Genomic DNA, 13810 nt, shown 5'->3' with positions numbered 1-13810 from the left:
CCCGGCCTGGCCTGCGCGGCTGGCGCGGATGGGCGATACTGGCGGCATTCTTTCTTCACTCACCACGCTGGCAAGAGGCAGACATGAGCGATTCCTTCAAGGTGGCGGCGATCCAGATGGTCTCCACTCCCGAGCCATTGCAGAACTTCGATGCGGCCAGCCGCCTGGTGGCGCAGGCAGCGCAGCAGGGCGCGCAACTGGCGCTGCTGCCGGAATACTGGCCCATCATGGGCCTGCACGAGCGCGACAAGCTGGCCCATGCCGAAGCCGATGGCAGCGGTCCCATGCAGGAATGCATGAGCGCCCTGGCGCGCGAGCACCGGCTGTGGCTGGTGGGCGGCACACTGCCGCTGCAGTCGGCGGTTTACGGCAAGGTGCTCAATACTTCACTGGTCTATGGACCCGATGGCCAGCGGGTGGCGCGTTACGACAAGATCCACTTGTTCAATTTCGTGCGGGGTGAAGAAAACTACGACGAAGCCCGCACCATCGAATACGGCAGCGAAGTGCGCAGCTTCGAGGCACCCTTCGGGCGGGTCGGCTTGTCGGTGTGCTATGACCTGCGCTTCCCGGAGCTGTATCGCGCCATGGGCGAGTGCGCCCTGATCGTGATGCCTGCCGCCTTCACCTATACCACCGGCCGCGCGCACTGGGAGCTGCTGCTGCGCGCGCGTGCCGTCGAGAACCAGTGCTACGTACTGGCCTCGGCGCAGGGCGGGCAGCACGTCAATGGCCGCCGTACCTGGGGCCACAGCATGCTGGTTGATCCCTGGGGCGAGATCGTCTCGGTGCTTCCTGAGGGAGAGGGGCTTGTGATCGGCGACATTGATCCCCATCGTCTACAATACGTTCGAGAAAGCTTGCCGGCGCTACGCCATCGCAAGCTTTGACCTTTTTGCCTTCCGACAAGACGCTATGAAATTATTTGAACCCAACATGGGCGCCCTGCAAGTGGCACGCGACGTGCTGCTGACTCCCTTCGGCCTGGACGAATCCAAGCTGCTCAAGGCCTTGGGCAGCATGTTCACGCACAAGGTGGACTACGCCGACCTTTACTTCCAGTTCACCAAGAGCGAGGGCTGGAGCCTGGAAGAGGGCATCGTCAAGACCGGCAGCTTTTCCATCGACCAGGGGGTGGGCGTGCGCGCCGTGTCGGGCGACAAGACCGCGTTCTCCTATTCGGACGAGATTTCCGAATCGGCGCTGCTGGATGCCGCCGCCGCCACCCGCACCATCGCCCGCCAGGGCAGCGGCAAGATCAAGGTGGCCGGTGCCATGACGCCGGCCGGCGGCCGCGCGCTGTACCTGCCGCATGATCCGCTGACCTCGCTGGACGCCACGGCCAAGGTGCAGCTGCTGGAACGCATCGAACGCATCGCCCGCGCCAAGGATCCGCGCGTCAAGCAGGTCATGGCCAGCCTCTCCGGCGAATACGACGTGGTGCTGGTGGCGCGCGCCGATGGCGTGCTGGCTGCAGATATCCGTCCGCTGGTGCGGGTGTCGGTGACGGTGATCGCCGAACAGAATGGCCGTCGCGAGATGGGCAGCAGCGGTGGCGGCGGACGATATGACTACGGCTATTTCTCCGACACCCTGCTGGAGAAGTATGCTTCCGAAGCGGTGGCCACCGCGCTGGTGAACCTGGATGCGCGCCCGGCCCCGGCCGGTCCCATGACCGTGGTGCTTGGCCCCGGCTGGCCCGGCATCCTGCTGCACGAAGCCATTGGTCATGGGCTGGAAGGCGACTTCAACCGCAAGGGCTCGTCCACTTTCTCCGGCCGCATCGGGGAACGCGTCGCCGCCAAGGGCGTGACCGTGGTCGATGACGGCACCATCGCCGATCGCCGTGGATCGCTCAACATCGACGACGAAGGCAATCCGACCCAGTGCACCACGCTGATCGAAGACGGCATCCTGAAGGGCTACATCCAGGACACCATGAATGCCCGCCTGATGAAGATGGACGTCACCGGCAATGCCCGCCGCGAATCCTTCGCCCACTTGCCCATGCCGCGCATGACCAATACCTACATGCTGGGCGGTGACAAGGATCCGGGCGAGATCCTGGCCTCGGTCAAGAATGGCCTGTATGCCGTCAACTTCGGCGGTGGCCAGGTGGATATCACCAATGGCAAGTTCGTCTTCTCGGCCAGCGAGGCCTACATGATCGAGGATGGCAAGATCACCTATCCGGTCAAGGGCGCGACCTTGATCGGCAATGGCCCGGATGTGCTCAACCGCGTTTCCATGATCGGCAATGACATGCGCCTGGATTCGGGTGTCGGCGTGTGCGGCAAGGAAGGCCAGAGCGTGCCGGTCGGGGTGGGGCAGCCTACCTTGCGTCTGGATGGCGTGACCGTGGGCGGAACTGCCTGATCCTTCATCCCTGCATCGTTTCTTGTGAAAACCGCCGGTGTCATTCACCGGCGGTTTTTTCATTTATGCGCCGGGAATATGACTTCCGGTGGCAGGGGAAAACGACGTGGCCAGATCAAATATTCACTTTTTTTGCAGGAAAGCCACAGTTGGCAAGACGATGGGGGGCGGGCAAGGCTTGCGCGAGGCCAGATTTTTTATTGTGTTTTGGCGACGCTTATTGGCTATTTAAGCAATAAATACTCAATAAATATATATATATTGAATTAAATATGCATTTGCAGCGCAGCATATCGATTTCGTCTTGTTGCTTGCCAAAGCCCCTGATTTGTAGCACTATGAACGCCTGCTTCACTTAACCCATGACGCCAGACATGTCTTTCGCCCGCGCTTACTTTTATTTTTACTTTAGCTATTCCAGCCCCACGGCGGTGAAAAGCGGTAAGCGTTCGTAAAAAGACAAAACCGATTTCCTAAAAAACCGCCAGTGATGGCGGTTTTTTTTTGGTCAATATTCCAGCTGAATCATTGCAGTACACCAGGAGAAAAAAATGCCGCGCACTGACGATCTTCGCATCCGAGAAATGAAAGAACTGGTCCCCCCCTCGCATCTCATCCGCGAATTCGCCTGCACCGAAAAGGTCGAGCGCACTACCGCTGAAGCCCGCACTGCGCTGCATCGCATCCTGCACGGCAAGGACGACCGCCTGATGGTCGTCATCGGCCCCTGCTCCATCCACGACACCAAGGCCGCCATGGAATATGCGCGCCGCCTGGTGGTGGAGCGCGAGCGTCACAAGAACGAGCTGGAAATCGTCATGCGCGTCTACTTCGAGAAGCCGCGCACCACGGTGGGCTGGAAGGGTTTGATCAATGACCCGTACATGGACAACAGCTTCCGCATCAACGACGGCTTGCGCGCGGCCCGTGAACTGCTGCTGAACATCAACGACCTGGGCCTGCCGGCTGGTACCGAATTCCTGGACGTGATCAGCCCGCAATACATCGCTGACCTGATCAGCTGGGGTGCCATCGGTGCCCGTACCACCGAGTCGCAGGTGCACCGCGAGCTGGCCTCGGGCCTCTCCTGCCCGGTGGGCTTCAAGAACGGTACCGACGGCAACGTCAAGATCGCCGTGGATGCCATCAAGGCCGCGTCGCAGCCGCACCATTTCCTGTCGGTGACCAAGGGCGGCCACTCGGCCATCGTCTCCACTGCCGGCAACGAGGACTGCCACATCATCCTGCGCGGCGGCAAGCAGCCCAACTATGATGCGCCCAGCGTGGAAGCGGCTTGCCAGGACATCGCCAAGAGCGGCCTGGCAGCGCGCCTGATGATCGACGCGTCGCACGCCAACAGCTCCAAGAAGCCGGAAAACCAGATTCCGGTCTGCGCCGACATCGGCCGTCAGGTGGCCGCGGGCGACACCCGCATCGTCGGCGTGATGGTGGAATCCCACCTGGTCGCCGGCCGCCAGGATCTGGTGCCGGGCAAGGAACTGACCTATGGCCAGTCCGTCACCGATGGCTGCATCAACTGGGAAGAAAGCCTGCAAGTGCTGCAGGGCCTGGCGGATTCGGTCAAGCAGCGCCGTTTGGTGGGGGATGAGCGGGACGCGGCTTGAGGGGTGTTGTTGAAGAGAGATTGATGCGCCGGTGATTGCTGGCGTGAGGTAGTGAACAAAGCCTTGGTGGGAGCCAGGGCTTTGTTGTTTTCGGCCCGGCATCCTTTGTTCATGACCCTATCCGATCAATTGCCGACAACATAGCGGGCGAGATACAGCAACGCGGTCATCAATATGAGCGTCGGAAGCCTGCCAATTATCTTTTGTGTCGAAATTATTGCGGGTGCTGATGAGTGTAGAGAAACCACGTTAATGTCAGCATGAGGAAAGCCGATGCAAGCGACAAGCAAATCAAGATACTGGATGCATGAGGTTTTCCAACGGTGACCGGCAGACTGACTCCCCAAAGAAGTGGCATCGCGGCATAGATTGCAAGTGAAATCCCACGTAGTACGCCAGGGCATGATTCGATACAGACATTGGTGTAGGCTAGGATTTCAAATAGCGAAGGGATCAAGTCGAAAAAGTATCCGATCAGAAGTCCGACGCAGAACAGAAGAGTCTTTTTCACAATCACTTCACCTCAAAGAAGAGTATGAGCCTTGACTCTCTGAGGTCAGAGTAAAGGTGAGGCCAAGGCCGATGGATGCCCAGTGTGAATCGTGCGAATGTTTCACATTCTCTGTAATGTCAGCCGAACCAGTCGGCCGTTCTTGAAGATAGCCTGCTCTCCATGACGTCAGTCAGCGACCGATGACGTAGCTTGCGATATAGAACAAGCCAGTCATCGACATTAGAGCCAGAAGCCTGACCAACCTTCTAGATATCGAAATACAAGCACGCGCGCTGAACCATCCAGTCACCGCGAAAATAAGTGATGGTGCAAGCAAATAAGTGATCAACAGCGCTGATATCCACCATGGAACCGAGCATAGGTCTATTTCGTGGCAGCTACCCGAGGCAGGTGGCGACAGATTGAACTTCATATATTCAGGCAAGTGGCTACCCGCGAATAGCGCCGCCCACGTTGTCAGAAGTCCAGCGATGAAGAAAGTTAATGACAAGCCAAGACGTTTCATTGGACTTCCCAGAACAGGATTAGTCTTGCCTTGCTCAGATCCGAATAGCCATAGGAGGTGCCGGGGATATGAGCGCTTGAAATGCCAATTCCGCGACCAAGCATGGCGAGGAAGCTCTCCGTCCCAGCAATTGTCATCCGCTTCCCGTTCCACAGATCAATATGTCCGCCGCTTGCATTGCTGGTACTTTGCCCTTCATGCGTCCAATACGCGTGAAACATGATGATCCCCGTACGCCCTTTCACCTTCGATTCCCAATCTTTTCCTGTGACGTCTTCGGGTTGCTTGGGCAAACCGCAGAACGGTTGCAACTTGAGCCATTCGGCAAGTTCATAAGCCCGCACTGCTGCCGGCTTGCCATCCATCATGACACGCCCCAACGCTTTGGCACCTGGCATCGGCTTGACTGTCTTCTGCGAGAAGGAACGCATTTGAATGCCCACTTTGTGAAATGTGGCGCTGACGCGCAAGGCGCACTGGTTGTCGTAGTCCCCTTTATCGTCAGGCCCCGGCTTGAAGGGAGCGCCACTCACGTAGTTGTCCCACAGGTCGGAGAATTTAACGGCAGGAACATCAATTTTGCACACTGAGTCCTTGATGGTGTTCGTCCGCACCTTGGCTTGTTGCACTAGTATCTTGCTCATGTTTGCGCCTCTTCCATCTTGATGAGAGCCTCGTCTCCCCAATAAACGATGTATTCATCTTCCCCATAGGTATCAATGCGCGGTAGCTGGCCGTCGGGCTCGGCCCGGCCAGAGAATGTACGCCCGTCCATCGTCTGGACGGTCCAGGGTACGCCTTCAATGGCCTGCGCAATAAGCTGGGGTTGTTCATCGTAGGGGGCTTCGTATTGCTCCGGCTCTTTGATAGGCATCCAAACGCCCTCAGCGTTGAGAAAGTGCTTTTCGGCGATAGCTTCACCGCTTGCATTGCCTACCCCGTCGATATCGTTGAGCGTAGAGTGCAACGGGCATCCAGCACTGGTCTTCATCCCATGAATCACCTGAGCCCGTCCATTGGTGAGCGTAGAGCGCGGAAAACCATCAGCAATGATGCAGTACTTTCGGCAAGCCACCCGAGCCCCCTGAAAGGCATAAGCCCGCCCATGGCTGCGGCAAGTCTGGTCACCCTCAATCACCGTCCCGCCGCAGGCAGCTTTATCGCCATAGCGAATCCAGCCGATGATCTTCATGCGGCGTCCCCCATCGGCGCCTGGTAGCCAGCTTGCAGCAGCCCCGGTATGCCGGCATCGTCGGCGTATTCCCGAATTTGTGCCGCGCTTTGCAGACTGCTGGTGATCGTGTCCCCATTGTCGGTCGTGCTGCCGACCATGGCCATCGGATGGCCTTTGCAGGTTAAAGCTGCACCGGCACCTGAGATGATCCTGCTCTCCGTCCCGTCCTGATATCGCACGATGTCACCGACGCAGGCGATGCGGTGTCCCTTGATGTGCATGCTACTGCTTGCCGTAGCGACTTCCCCGCCAAGCCGCGTGGCCGAACCCAGCGTCGCCAGCGCGTGGCTGCCCTTGATGGGTCGTTTGTCGATGCCGGCAAGAAAATCGTTCGCCAGGCGTTGTCCGTCAAATTCCTTGTGTTCCATCTTTGCTCCTTCCGTCAGTTGGCCGCTTGCCCAAACAGCCCATCAGCGCTCACTTCAAGAGACGCCGATATTTTTGGGTGGAAGGAGTGTAGATTTGGTAGCGCGGAAACCCGCTTGCCCTCAAGCAACCAGCTGCGTTTACTCGAATACCATCGAGCTGGCGCCAAAAACAAACGCCGGCAAAAGCCGGCGTTGTCGGTACTGCAAAGGCAATTGCCCAGATCAGTCGCGGAAGTTGTTGAACTCCAGCGGAATCTCCTTGATCTCCTTGCGCAGCAGCGCCATGGCCGCCTGCAGGTCGTCGCGCTTGGCGCCGGTGATGCGTACGGCGTCGCCCTGGATGCTGGCTTGCACCTTCATCTTGCTGTCCTTGATGACGCGCACGATCTTCTTGGCATCGTCGCTTTCGATGCCGTTCTTCACCTTGATGACCTGCTTGACCTTGTCGCCGCCGATCTTCTCGATCTTGCCTTCGTCCAGGAACCGCACATCGACGTTGCGTTTGGTCATCTTGTTGGTCAGCACGTCGCGCACCTGGCTGAGCTGGAAGTCCGAGTCGGCAAAGGCGGTCAGTTCACGTTCCTTCTGTTCGACGCGGGCATCAGTGCCCTTGAAGTCGAAACGGGTGGAGATTTCCTTGTTGGCCTGGTCCACGGCGTTCTTGACTTCCACCAGGTTGGCTTCGCAGACGGTATCGAATGAGGGCATGGCTTGTTCCTTATGTTCTTGCAGCCGGCGAAGGCCGGCGTCTGAGCCGTGATTTTAACGGAGTGAGGCGCCCGCCGCCATCGCCCGGCCACTGACAGCGGATTTGCTCCCGCGCGGGCGATATAATCCCACCCCTATGAGCACTTCTTCATTTCCCGTCCGCCACGACGTTTCCCTGCGCGCCCTCAATACCTTCGGCATCGAGGCCAGTGCCCATGCCTACCTGCCTGTGGAGGGCATCGAGCAGCTGCGCACCTTGCGCCAGGACGCCGGCCTCATGGCCTTGCCCCGGTTGGTCCTGGGCGGCGGCAGCAACCTCCTCCTGACGCAAGACTTCAGCGGATTGGTGCTGCATATGCAGAACCTGGGCATAGACATCGCCGGCGAGGACGACAACTTCATCTACGTGCGCGCCGCCGCCGGGGAGAACTGGCACGCTTTCGTCCAGTGGACGCTGCAACAGGACCTGGGCGGGCTGGAGAATCTTTCACTCATCCCCGGCAGCGTCGGTGCCGCGCCCATCCAGAACATCGGTGCCTACGGCATCGAGATCAAGGACCGCTTCCACAGCCTGCTAGCCTTCGACCTGATCAGCGGCGAGCTGCTGACGCTGGACCGCCAGGCCTGCCGCTTCGGCTACCGCGACAGCGTCTTCAAGCATGCGCTGCGCGATCGCGCCGTGGTGCTGGAGGTGACATTCGCCCTCCCTAAGCGCTGGAAAGCCAACGCCAACTACGCCGACGTGGCCCAGGCCCTGCAGGAGCGCGGCATCACCGAACCCGGTCCGCGTGACATCGCCGAGGCCGTCATCGCCATCCGCACCCGCAAGCTGCCAGACCCCGCCCGGATCGGCAACGCCGGCAGCTTCTTCAAGAACCCCATCGTGCCGGCCCGCCTGCGCGATACCCTGCTGGCGCAATACAGCAACCTGGTCAGCTATCGCGTCGATGACGATCACTACAAGCTGGCCGCCGGCTGGCTGATCGACCGCTGCGGCTGGAAGGGCAAGACCATGGGGCGTGCAGGCGTGTATGAACAGCAGGCCCTGGTGCTGGTCAACCGGGGCGGTGCCACCGGGGCGGAAGTCGCCAGGCTGGCCAAGGCGATCCAGGATGATGTGAAGGAAAAGTTCGGCGTCCAGCTGGAGCCGGAACCGGTCTTCATCTGAGCTCACCTGTGTGAAGACGTAAAAAAGCCGTCCGGTATCGCTACCGGACGGCTTTTTATTCAGACGCCGAGAAGATCAGCCGAAGTGGCAGACGTAATCCAGGGTCTCGGTCACTTCGATGTCGAAGCTGGAGTTGCCCGGCACGCTGAAGGTGGTGCCTGCAGCGTAGGTGTTCCAGGCTTCTTCACCCTTCAGGCGCACGCGGCAGCTGCCGCCGTTGATTTCCATGATTTCCGGTGCGCCGGTGCTGAAGTTCAGCGTCGAGGGCAGGATCACGCCCAGGGTCTTCTTGGTCCCATCGGCCAGCAGCACGGTGTGCGAGACACACTTGCCGTCGAAGTAGACATTGCCCTTTTTCAGGACGGTGACGTTGTCGAATTGAGTGCTCATCGAATCGCTTCCATTAAACGGTAAAGGTGAATCCAGCAGGAATTACTTTTCGTCCTTGCCCAGCAGCGGCAGCGACACGGCAGTGCTGGAATCCAGCAGGCCGGTGTTCTGGTAGATCGACAGCTTCTGGCGGGTGTCGGCGATGTCCAGGTTGCGCATGGTCAGTTGGCCGATGCGGTCGATGGCGGAGAAGCTGCCTTCGCCCTTTTCCATGGTCAGGCGTTCCGGGTGGTAGGTCAGGTTGGGCGACTCGGTGTTGAGGATCGAGTAGTCATTGCCACGACGCAGTTCCACCGTCACTTCGCCGGTGATGGCGCGTGCCACCCAGCGCTGGGCGGTTTCGCGCAGCATGATGGCCTGCGAATCGAACCAGCGGCCCTGATACAGCAGGCGGCCCAGCTTGCGGCCGTTGTCGCGGTACTGTTCGATGGTGTCTTCGTTGTGGATGCCGGTGACCAGGCGCTCGTAGGCGATGAACAGCAGGGCCAGGCCCGGGGCTTCGTAGATGCCGCGGCTCTTGGCTTCGATGATGCGGTTCTCGATCTGGTCGCTCATGCCCAGGCCATGGCGGCCACCGATGCGGTTGGCTTCCAGGATCAACTCGGTCATGCTGGCAAAAGTCTTGCCGTTGAGCGCCACCGGACGGCCTTCTTCAAAGCGCACGGTGACGGTCTCGGCCTTGACTTCCACGTCATCGCGCCAGAACGCCACGCCCATGATGGGCTGCACGATCTTGATGCCGCTGTTGAGGAATTCCAGGTCCTTGGCTTCGTGGGTCGCGCCCAGCATGTTGGAGTCGGTCGAGTAGGCCTTTTCCACCGACATCTTGTAGTCGAAGCCGGACTTGATCATGAACTCGGACATTTCCTTGCGGCCGCCCAGTTCGTCGATGAAGGTGCTGTCCAGCCAGGGCTTGTAGATCTTCAGGTTGGGGTTCACCAGCAGGCCGTAGCGATAGAAACGCTCGATGTCGTTGCCCTTGTAGGTGCTGCCGTCGCCCCAGATGTCGACGTTGTCTTCACGCATGGCCGACACCAGCATGGTGCCGGTCACGGCACGGCCCAGCGGGGTGGTGTTGAAATAGGTGATGCCGGCGGTGGAGATGTGGAACGCGCCGCTTTGCAGGGCAGCGATGCCTTCGTTGGCCAGCTGTTCGCGGCAGTCGATCAGGCGCGCCAGTTCGGCACCGTATTGCATGGCCTTCTTGGGGATGGCGTCATAGTCCGGCTCATCCGGCTGGCCCAGGTTGGCGGTGTAGGCGTAGGGGACGGCGCCCTTCTGGCGCATCCAGGTCAGCGCGGCGCTGGTATCGAGGCCGCCGGAGAAGGCGATGCCGACTTTTTGATTGACCGGGACGGATTGCAGGATGTTGGACATGATCTTGACGTTGCGATGAAGTGAAGTGTTGAGCGTGATTCTTGTGCTGGGGGAATGGGCAGCAGGCGGCTTAATCGAAGCGGCCGTGCACCAGGTATTCGAGCAGGGCCTTCTGCACGTGCAGGCGGTTTTCCGCCTCGTCCCAGACCACCGATTGCGGGCCGTCGATCACTTCGGCGGCCACTTCCTCGCCACGGTGCGCGGGCAGGCAGTGCATGAAGAGCGCATCCTTCTTGGCGCGCGACATCTTGGCCTGGTCCACGATCCAGCCATCGAAGGCCTTCAGGCGGGCATTGTTCTCGGCCTCGAAGCCCATGCTGGTCCACACGTCGGTGGTGACCAGATCGGCATCCTGGCAGGCATCGGCCGGATCGGCGAAGAAGGTGTAATTCTTGTTGCCCGGCGAAACCTGGGCCGGATCGATGTCGTAGCCCTTGGGGGTGGAGACGTTGACGTGGAAGCCAAACACCTCGGCCGCCTGCAGCCACGAATAGAGCATGTTGTTGGCGTCGCCGACCCAGGCCACGATCTTGCCCTGGATGCTGCCGCGATGCTCGATGTAGGTGAACACATCGGCCAGCACCTGGCAGGGATGCTGCTCGTTGGTGAGGCCGTTGATCACCGGCACGCGCGAATGCCTGGCAAAGCGCTCAATGATTTCCTGGCCGTAGGTGCGGATCATGATGACGTCGCACATGCGCGACATCACCTGGGCCGCATCTTCCACCGGTTCGCCACGGCCAAGCTGGCTGTCGCGGGTGTTGAGGTAGATCGCCGCGCCGCCCATCTGGTGCATGCCTGCTTCGAAGGAGAGGCGGGTGCGGGTCGAGTTCTTTTCGAACACCATCACCAGGGTACGATCGGCCAGCGTGTGATGGGGCTCGTAATTCTTGAACTTACGTTTGATCACACCGGAACGTTCGATCACGTACTCGTATTCATCAAGCGTAAAGTCGGAAAACTGAAGGTAGTGTTTGATTGCCATAAATAAAAACGGCGGCCAGTGTGGCGCCTGCCGCCGATAGTCGTTAACTCCTTAGATTATAAGGGATTCGGCTTAAAAAGATACCCGCAGTACTTGCTGCAAAGAAACCCCCGGGGTTTCGCGAATTCGGGTCAAAGATGAAGTCCCGCGCACGGCATCGGGGATGCGCTTCGAATTCCTTCGATGCACGTGAAGAAATTTTTCGAAATCCGTATCCAGCTTTTTCGAGGAATGCTCACTAAGTGCGACAAAGAGCCTGATCTCACGCCGCAAATGAGAATTATTGCTATTCAGATGGCTAGAATCCGCAGCTTTCCCTTGCCTGAAAGGAACAGCTGCCATGTCGCACGATTCTTCTTGTCCGCACCCCTTACGGGGTTTGCACCGGTCTTTTTCTTCATTACGTTCCTCAGCGCCCAAGCTACGTCCCTTGCCCGCGGCGCTGGTGGCAGCCTTGTTCGCGTTTCCTGTTTCCGCTACCGCCGCCGAAGCGACAGCCGAGCGCGAGGAGGGCGATGCCGCACGCCTGCCCGCCGTCGAGGTTCGCAGCCAGCGCAACGCGTACGATCCCCGTCCCGGCCCGCTGGGCAGCGCCACCCGCACCGCCACCGATGTACGCGAGGTACCGCAGACGGTGCAGGCGGTCGATGCCGCGCAGGTTCGGGCTTATGGCGGGCGCGGGCTGGCGGCGGCACTGGCCGGGGTGCCGGGTGTTTCCAATGTTTCCGATACGCGTTTCGATGCCTTCCGGCTGCGCGGCTTTTCCAATGCCGGCGATACCCTGCTCGACGGCATGCGCGACGATGCGCAATACGTCCGCAGCCTGGGCAACATTGATCGCATCGAGATCCTCAAGGGACCGGCCGCCGTGCTTTATGGACGCGGCAGCGGCGGCGGCGTGATCAACCGCATCAGCAAGCAGCCGGAACATGAAGCCTTCGGTCAGGCCACCGCCATCTGGGGCAGCCGTGGCCAGCAGGGCGGGGCGGTGGATTGGAATCGTCCGTTGGGCGAGCATTGGGCGCTACGCATCAACGCCGGGCGTGAACACGAAACCCACTTCCGTCACGACGTGCGCGGTACGCGCCAGTACTTCGCCCCGGCCCTGAAATGGGAGTCAGGCCGCGACAGCTGGCTGCTGCAGGCGGACTACGATGAATTCGAACGCATCCCCGATCGCGGCGTGCCGGGCCGGGTCACCGCGTTGACGCGCAACGATACGATTGCGGCCATGGCCTTGCCGGTGGCATCGGACCGCGCCTTCTTCGGCGCGGCCGGGCGCGACTTCATCCGAGATACCAGTGTCAGCCTGCGCTCCACCCTCACGCGCTCCCTCGCGCCGGACTGGAGCGTGCGGCAGATGCTGAGCGTGTTCGATCTCAACAGCGACTTCGACAATACCTTCGTCACCCAGGGCTACGTCAGCGCCGGCCGCAACCTGGGCAGCGTGCAGCGCAGCCGCTATCAGCAGAACCTGCAGCAGCGCAATGTGCAAGCGAACTTCGAATTGCTTGGCACGCTCAAGAGCGGCCTCCTGCAGCACGAGCTGCTGGCCGGTGCCGAATACGGCTGGCAGAAGCGCGAGCCGCGCTTGTGGATGGCCACTGCGCTGCCCGTCTCGCTGACCGATCCCGAGGTGCGCAACGCCACGCCCCAGCCGCAGCCCTGGCAGATGAACTACCACCGGGTCGATTCCGTGGGCTTGTATGCGCAAGACCAGATCGCCATCGGATCGCAATGGAAAATCCTGGCCGGATTGCGCTGGGATCACTTCGAAGTCGATTCCCGCAGCCGCCTGCGCGACATTCGCATCGAGCGTTCCAGCAATGCCGTGAGCCCGCGCGTGGGCGCGGTGTGGGAAGCCCTGCCGCACCACCACTTCTACGGATCGTGGAGCAAGAGCTATGCGCCGGTGGGCGGCGACGTGATCGGCTTGTCACCGGGGGCGAAGGGCAATGGCAATGACCTGGGACCCCAATTCAGCCGCCAGCTGGAAGCCGGGGTCAAGAGCGACTGGTTCGGGCGCAGGATCAGCACGACGCTGGCCTGGTTCGAACTGGAACTCTACAACCGCACCGTGGCCGACCCGGTGCAGCCGGGCGTGTTCACCCAGAGCGGACTGGAGCGCAATCGCGGCATCGAATTGAGCGTGGCGGGGGAAGTGGCGCGCCACTGGTTCGTGCGCGGTGGCTGGACGCAGCAGAATTCAAGGGTGGTGCGGGCCGAGGCGCAGTATGCGGGCAAGCGAGCGTCCGGGGTCTCGGCGCGCAATGGCAGCTTGTTCGTGTCCTATGCGCCGCCCCTGGGATGGTTTGGCGAGGCGGGCGCGTTGGTGGAGGGCGCGCGCTTTGCCGATCGCGAGAACCTGCTGGAGTTGCCCGGCTATGTGCGCTGGGATGCGCTGCTGGGCTACCGGATGGCGCGCACCGAATACACGCTGGCGGCCACCAACCTGGCCAACCGGCGCTATTACGTCAGCGCCACCGGGGCCACCCAGATCGTGCCGGGGGCACCGCGCGCGGTGGTGCTTACGGCTGCCTACAAGTTCTGAAGAGGGACA

The 13810-nt window shown here is 60.5% G+C and carries 12 protein-coding genes; 5 read left to right on the top strand and 7 right to left on the bottom strand.

Going from position 1 to position 13810, the window contains the following annotated elements; translation table 11 throughout:
• Positions 1–83: 83 nt before the first annotated feature.
• From J2X56_RS13380 to aroG, 3 genes are all read left to right on the top strand, one after another.
• Positions 84–890: a carbon-nitrogen hydrolase family protein gene (locus J2X56_RS13380; protein ID WP_121038301.1), complete on the top strand. Its 807-nt coding sequence runs from the start codon at positions 84–86 to the stop codon at positions 888–890.
• A 25-nt stretch (positions 891–915) separates the two neighbouring features.
• The gene (gene tldD / locus J2X56_RS13375; RefSeq protein ID WP_134134763.1) at positions 916–2376 is read left to right on the top strand and encodes a metalloprotease TldD; all 1461 of its coding nucleotides are present in this window, start codon (positions 916–918) and stop codon (positions 2374–2376) included.
• A gap of 551 nt (positions 2377–2927) precedes the next feature.
• On the top strand, positions 2928–4001 hold the full coding sequence (aroG, locus tag J2X56_RS13370) for a 3-deoxy-7-phosphoheptulonate synthase AroG (RefSeq protein WP_310160608.1): 1074 nt from the start codon (positions 2928–2930) through the stop codon (positions 3999–4001).
• Between the two features lie 1015 nt (positions 4002–5016).
• On the opposite strand, the gene J2X56_RS13365 is transcribed toward aroG, so the two are convergent.
• The 4 genes from J2X56_RS13365 to J2X56_RS13350 all read right to left on the bottom strand — a co-directional run bounded on the left by J2X56_RS13365 (position 5017) and on the right by J2X56_RS13350 (position 7330).
• Positions 5017–5664, bottom strand: coding sequence for a type VI secretion system amidase effector protein Tae4 (locus J2X56_RS13365; protein ID WP_121038309.1), 648 nt, complete (start codon positions 5662–5664; stop codon positions 5017–5019).
• Positions 5661–6212 (bottom strand): PAAR domain-containing protein, encoded by a 552-nt coding sequence (locus tag J2X56_RS13360; protein WP_310160607.1) that lies wholly within the window; start codon positions 6210–6212, stop codon positions 5661–5663. Before J2X56_RS13360 ends, J2X56_RS13365 begins: the two co-directional genes overlap by 4 nt.
• Positions 6209–6622, bottom strand: coding sequence for a PAAR domain-containing protein (locus tag J2X56_RS13355; RefSeq protein WP_121038315.1), 414 nt, complete (start codon positions 6620–6622; stop codon positions 6209–6211). The genes J2X56_RS13360 and J2X56_RS13355 overlap by 4 nt, the downstream gene beginning before the upstream one ends.
• A gap of 222 nt (positions 6623–6844) precedes the next feature.
• Positions 6845–7330 (bottom strand): YajQ family cyclic di-GMP-binding protein, encoded by a 486-nt coding sequence (locus J2X56_RS13350; RefSeq protein WP_034333613.1) that lies wholly within the window; start codon positions 7328–7330, stop codon positions 6845–6847.
• Between the two features lie 136 nt (positions 7331–7466).
• On the opposite strand from J2X56_RS13350, the gene murB reads away from it, so the two are divergent.
• Entirely contained in the window at positions 7467–8498 is a 1032-nt protein-coding gene (gene murB / locus J2X56_RS13345) for a UDP-N-acetylmuramate dehydrogenase (protein ID WP_310160606.1), read from the top strand.
• A 75-nt stretch (positions 8499–8573) separates the two neighbouring features.
• Here murB and J2X56_RS13340 read toward each other — a convergent pair whose 3' ends face one another.
• The 3 genes from J2X56_RS13340 to argF form a co-directional block, all read right to left on the bottom strand.
• On the bottom strand, positions 8574–8888 hold the full coding sequence (locus J2X56_RS13340; protein ID WP_034333616.1) for a pyrimidine/purine nucleoside phosphorylase: 315 nt from the start codon (positions 8886–8888) through the stop codon (positions 8574–8576).
• A 42-nt stretch (positions 8889–8930) separates the two neighbouring features.
• Positions 8931–10265: an argininosuccinate synthase gene (gene argG / locus J2X56_RS13335; protein WP_121038321.1), complete on the bottom strand. Its 1335-nt coding sequence runs from the start codon at positions 10263–10265 to the stop codon at positions 8931–8933.
• A gap of 70 nt (positions 10266–10335) precedes the next feature.
• Positions 10336–11250 carry an ornithine carbamoyltransferase gene (gene argF / locus J2X56_RS13330; protein ID WP_310160605.1) on the bottom strand — a complete coding sequence of 305 codons (915 nt, stop codon included), beginning with the start codon at positions 11248–11250 and terminating at the stop codon, positions 10336–10338.
• A 445-nt stretch (positions 11251–11695) separates the two neighbouring features.
• Here argF and J2X56_RS13325 point away from each other — a divergent pair, with 445 nt between their 5' ends.
• Entirely contained in the window at positions 11696–13801 is a 2106-nt protein-coding gene (locus J2X56_RS13325; RefSeq protein WP_310160665.1) for a TonB-dependent siderophore receptor, read from the top strand.
• The last annotated feature ends 9 nt before the right edge of the window (positions 13802–13810 follow it).

The organism is Herbaspirillum sp. 1173, from assembly GCF_031455335.1.
GTDB lineage: Bacteria > Pseudomonadota > Gammaproteobacteria > Burkholderiales > Burkholderiaceae_D > Herbaspirillum > Herbaspirillum huttiense.
The sequence above is the reverse complement of the archived record's forward strand: the minus strand, read 5'-3'. Positions and strand labels throughout refer to the sequence as shown.

Excerpts from the sequence above, each read along its gene's own strand:
- J2X56_RS13380 (WP_121038301.1), top strand. The coding sequence starts at position 84 with ATGAGCGATTCCTTCAAGGTGGCGGCGATCCAGATGGTCTCCACTCCC.
- tldD (WP_134134763.1), top strand. The coding sequence starts at position 916 with ATGAAATTATTTGAACCCAACATGGGCGCCCTGCAAGTGGCACGCGAC.
- aroG (WP_310160608.1), top strand. The coding sequence starts at position 2,928 with ATGCCGCGCACTGACGATCTTCGCATCCGAGAAATGAAAGAACTGGTC.
- J2X56_RS13365 (WP_121038309.1), bottom strand. The coding sequence starts at position 5,664 with ATGAGCAAGATACTAGTGCAACAAGCCAAGGTGCGGACGAACACCATC.
- J2X56_RS13360 (WP_310160607.1), bottom strand. The coding sequence starts at position 6,212 with ATGAAGATCATCGGCTGGATTCGCTATGGCGATAAAGCTGCCTGCGGC.
- J2X56_RS13355 (WP_121038315.1), bottom strand. The coding sequence starts at position 6,622 with ATGGAACACAAGGAATTTGACGGACAACGCCTGGCGAACGATTTTCTT.
- J2X56_RS13350 (WP_034333613.1), bottom strand. The coding sequence starts at position 7,330 with ATGCCCTCATTCGATACCGTCTGCGAAGCCAACCTGGTGGAAGTCAAG.
- murB (WP_310160606.1), top strand. The coding sequence starts at position 7,467 with ATGAGCACTTCTTCATTTCCCGTCCGCCACGACGTTTCCCTGCGCGCC.
- J2X56_RS13340 (WP_034333616.1), bottom strand. The coding sequence starts at position 8,888 with ATGAGCACTCAATTCGACAACGTCACCGTCCTGAAAAAGGGCAATGTC.
- argG (WP_121038321.1), bottom strand. The coding sequence starts at position 10,265 with ATGTCCAACATCCTGCAATCCGTCCCGGTCAATCAAAAAGTCGGCATC.
- argF (WP_310160605.1), bottom strand. The coding sequence starts at position 11,250 with ATGGCAATCAAACACTACCTTCAGTTTTCCGACTTTACGCTTGATGAA.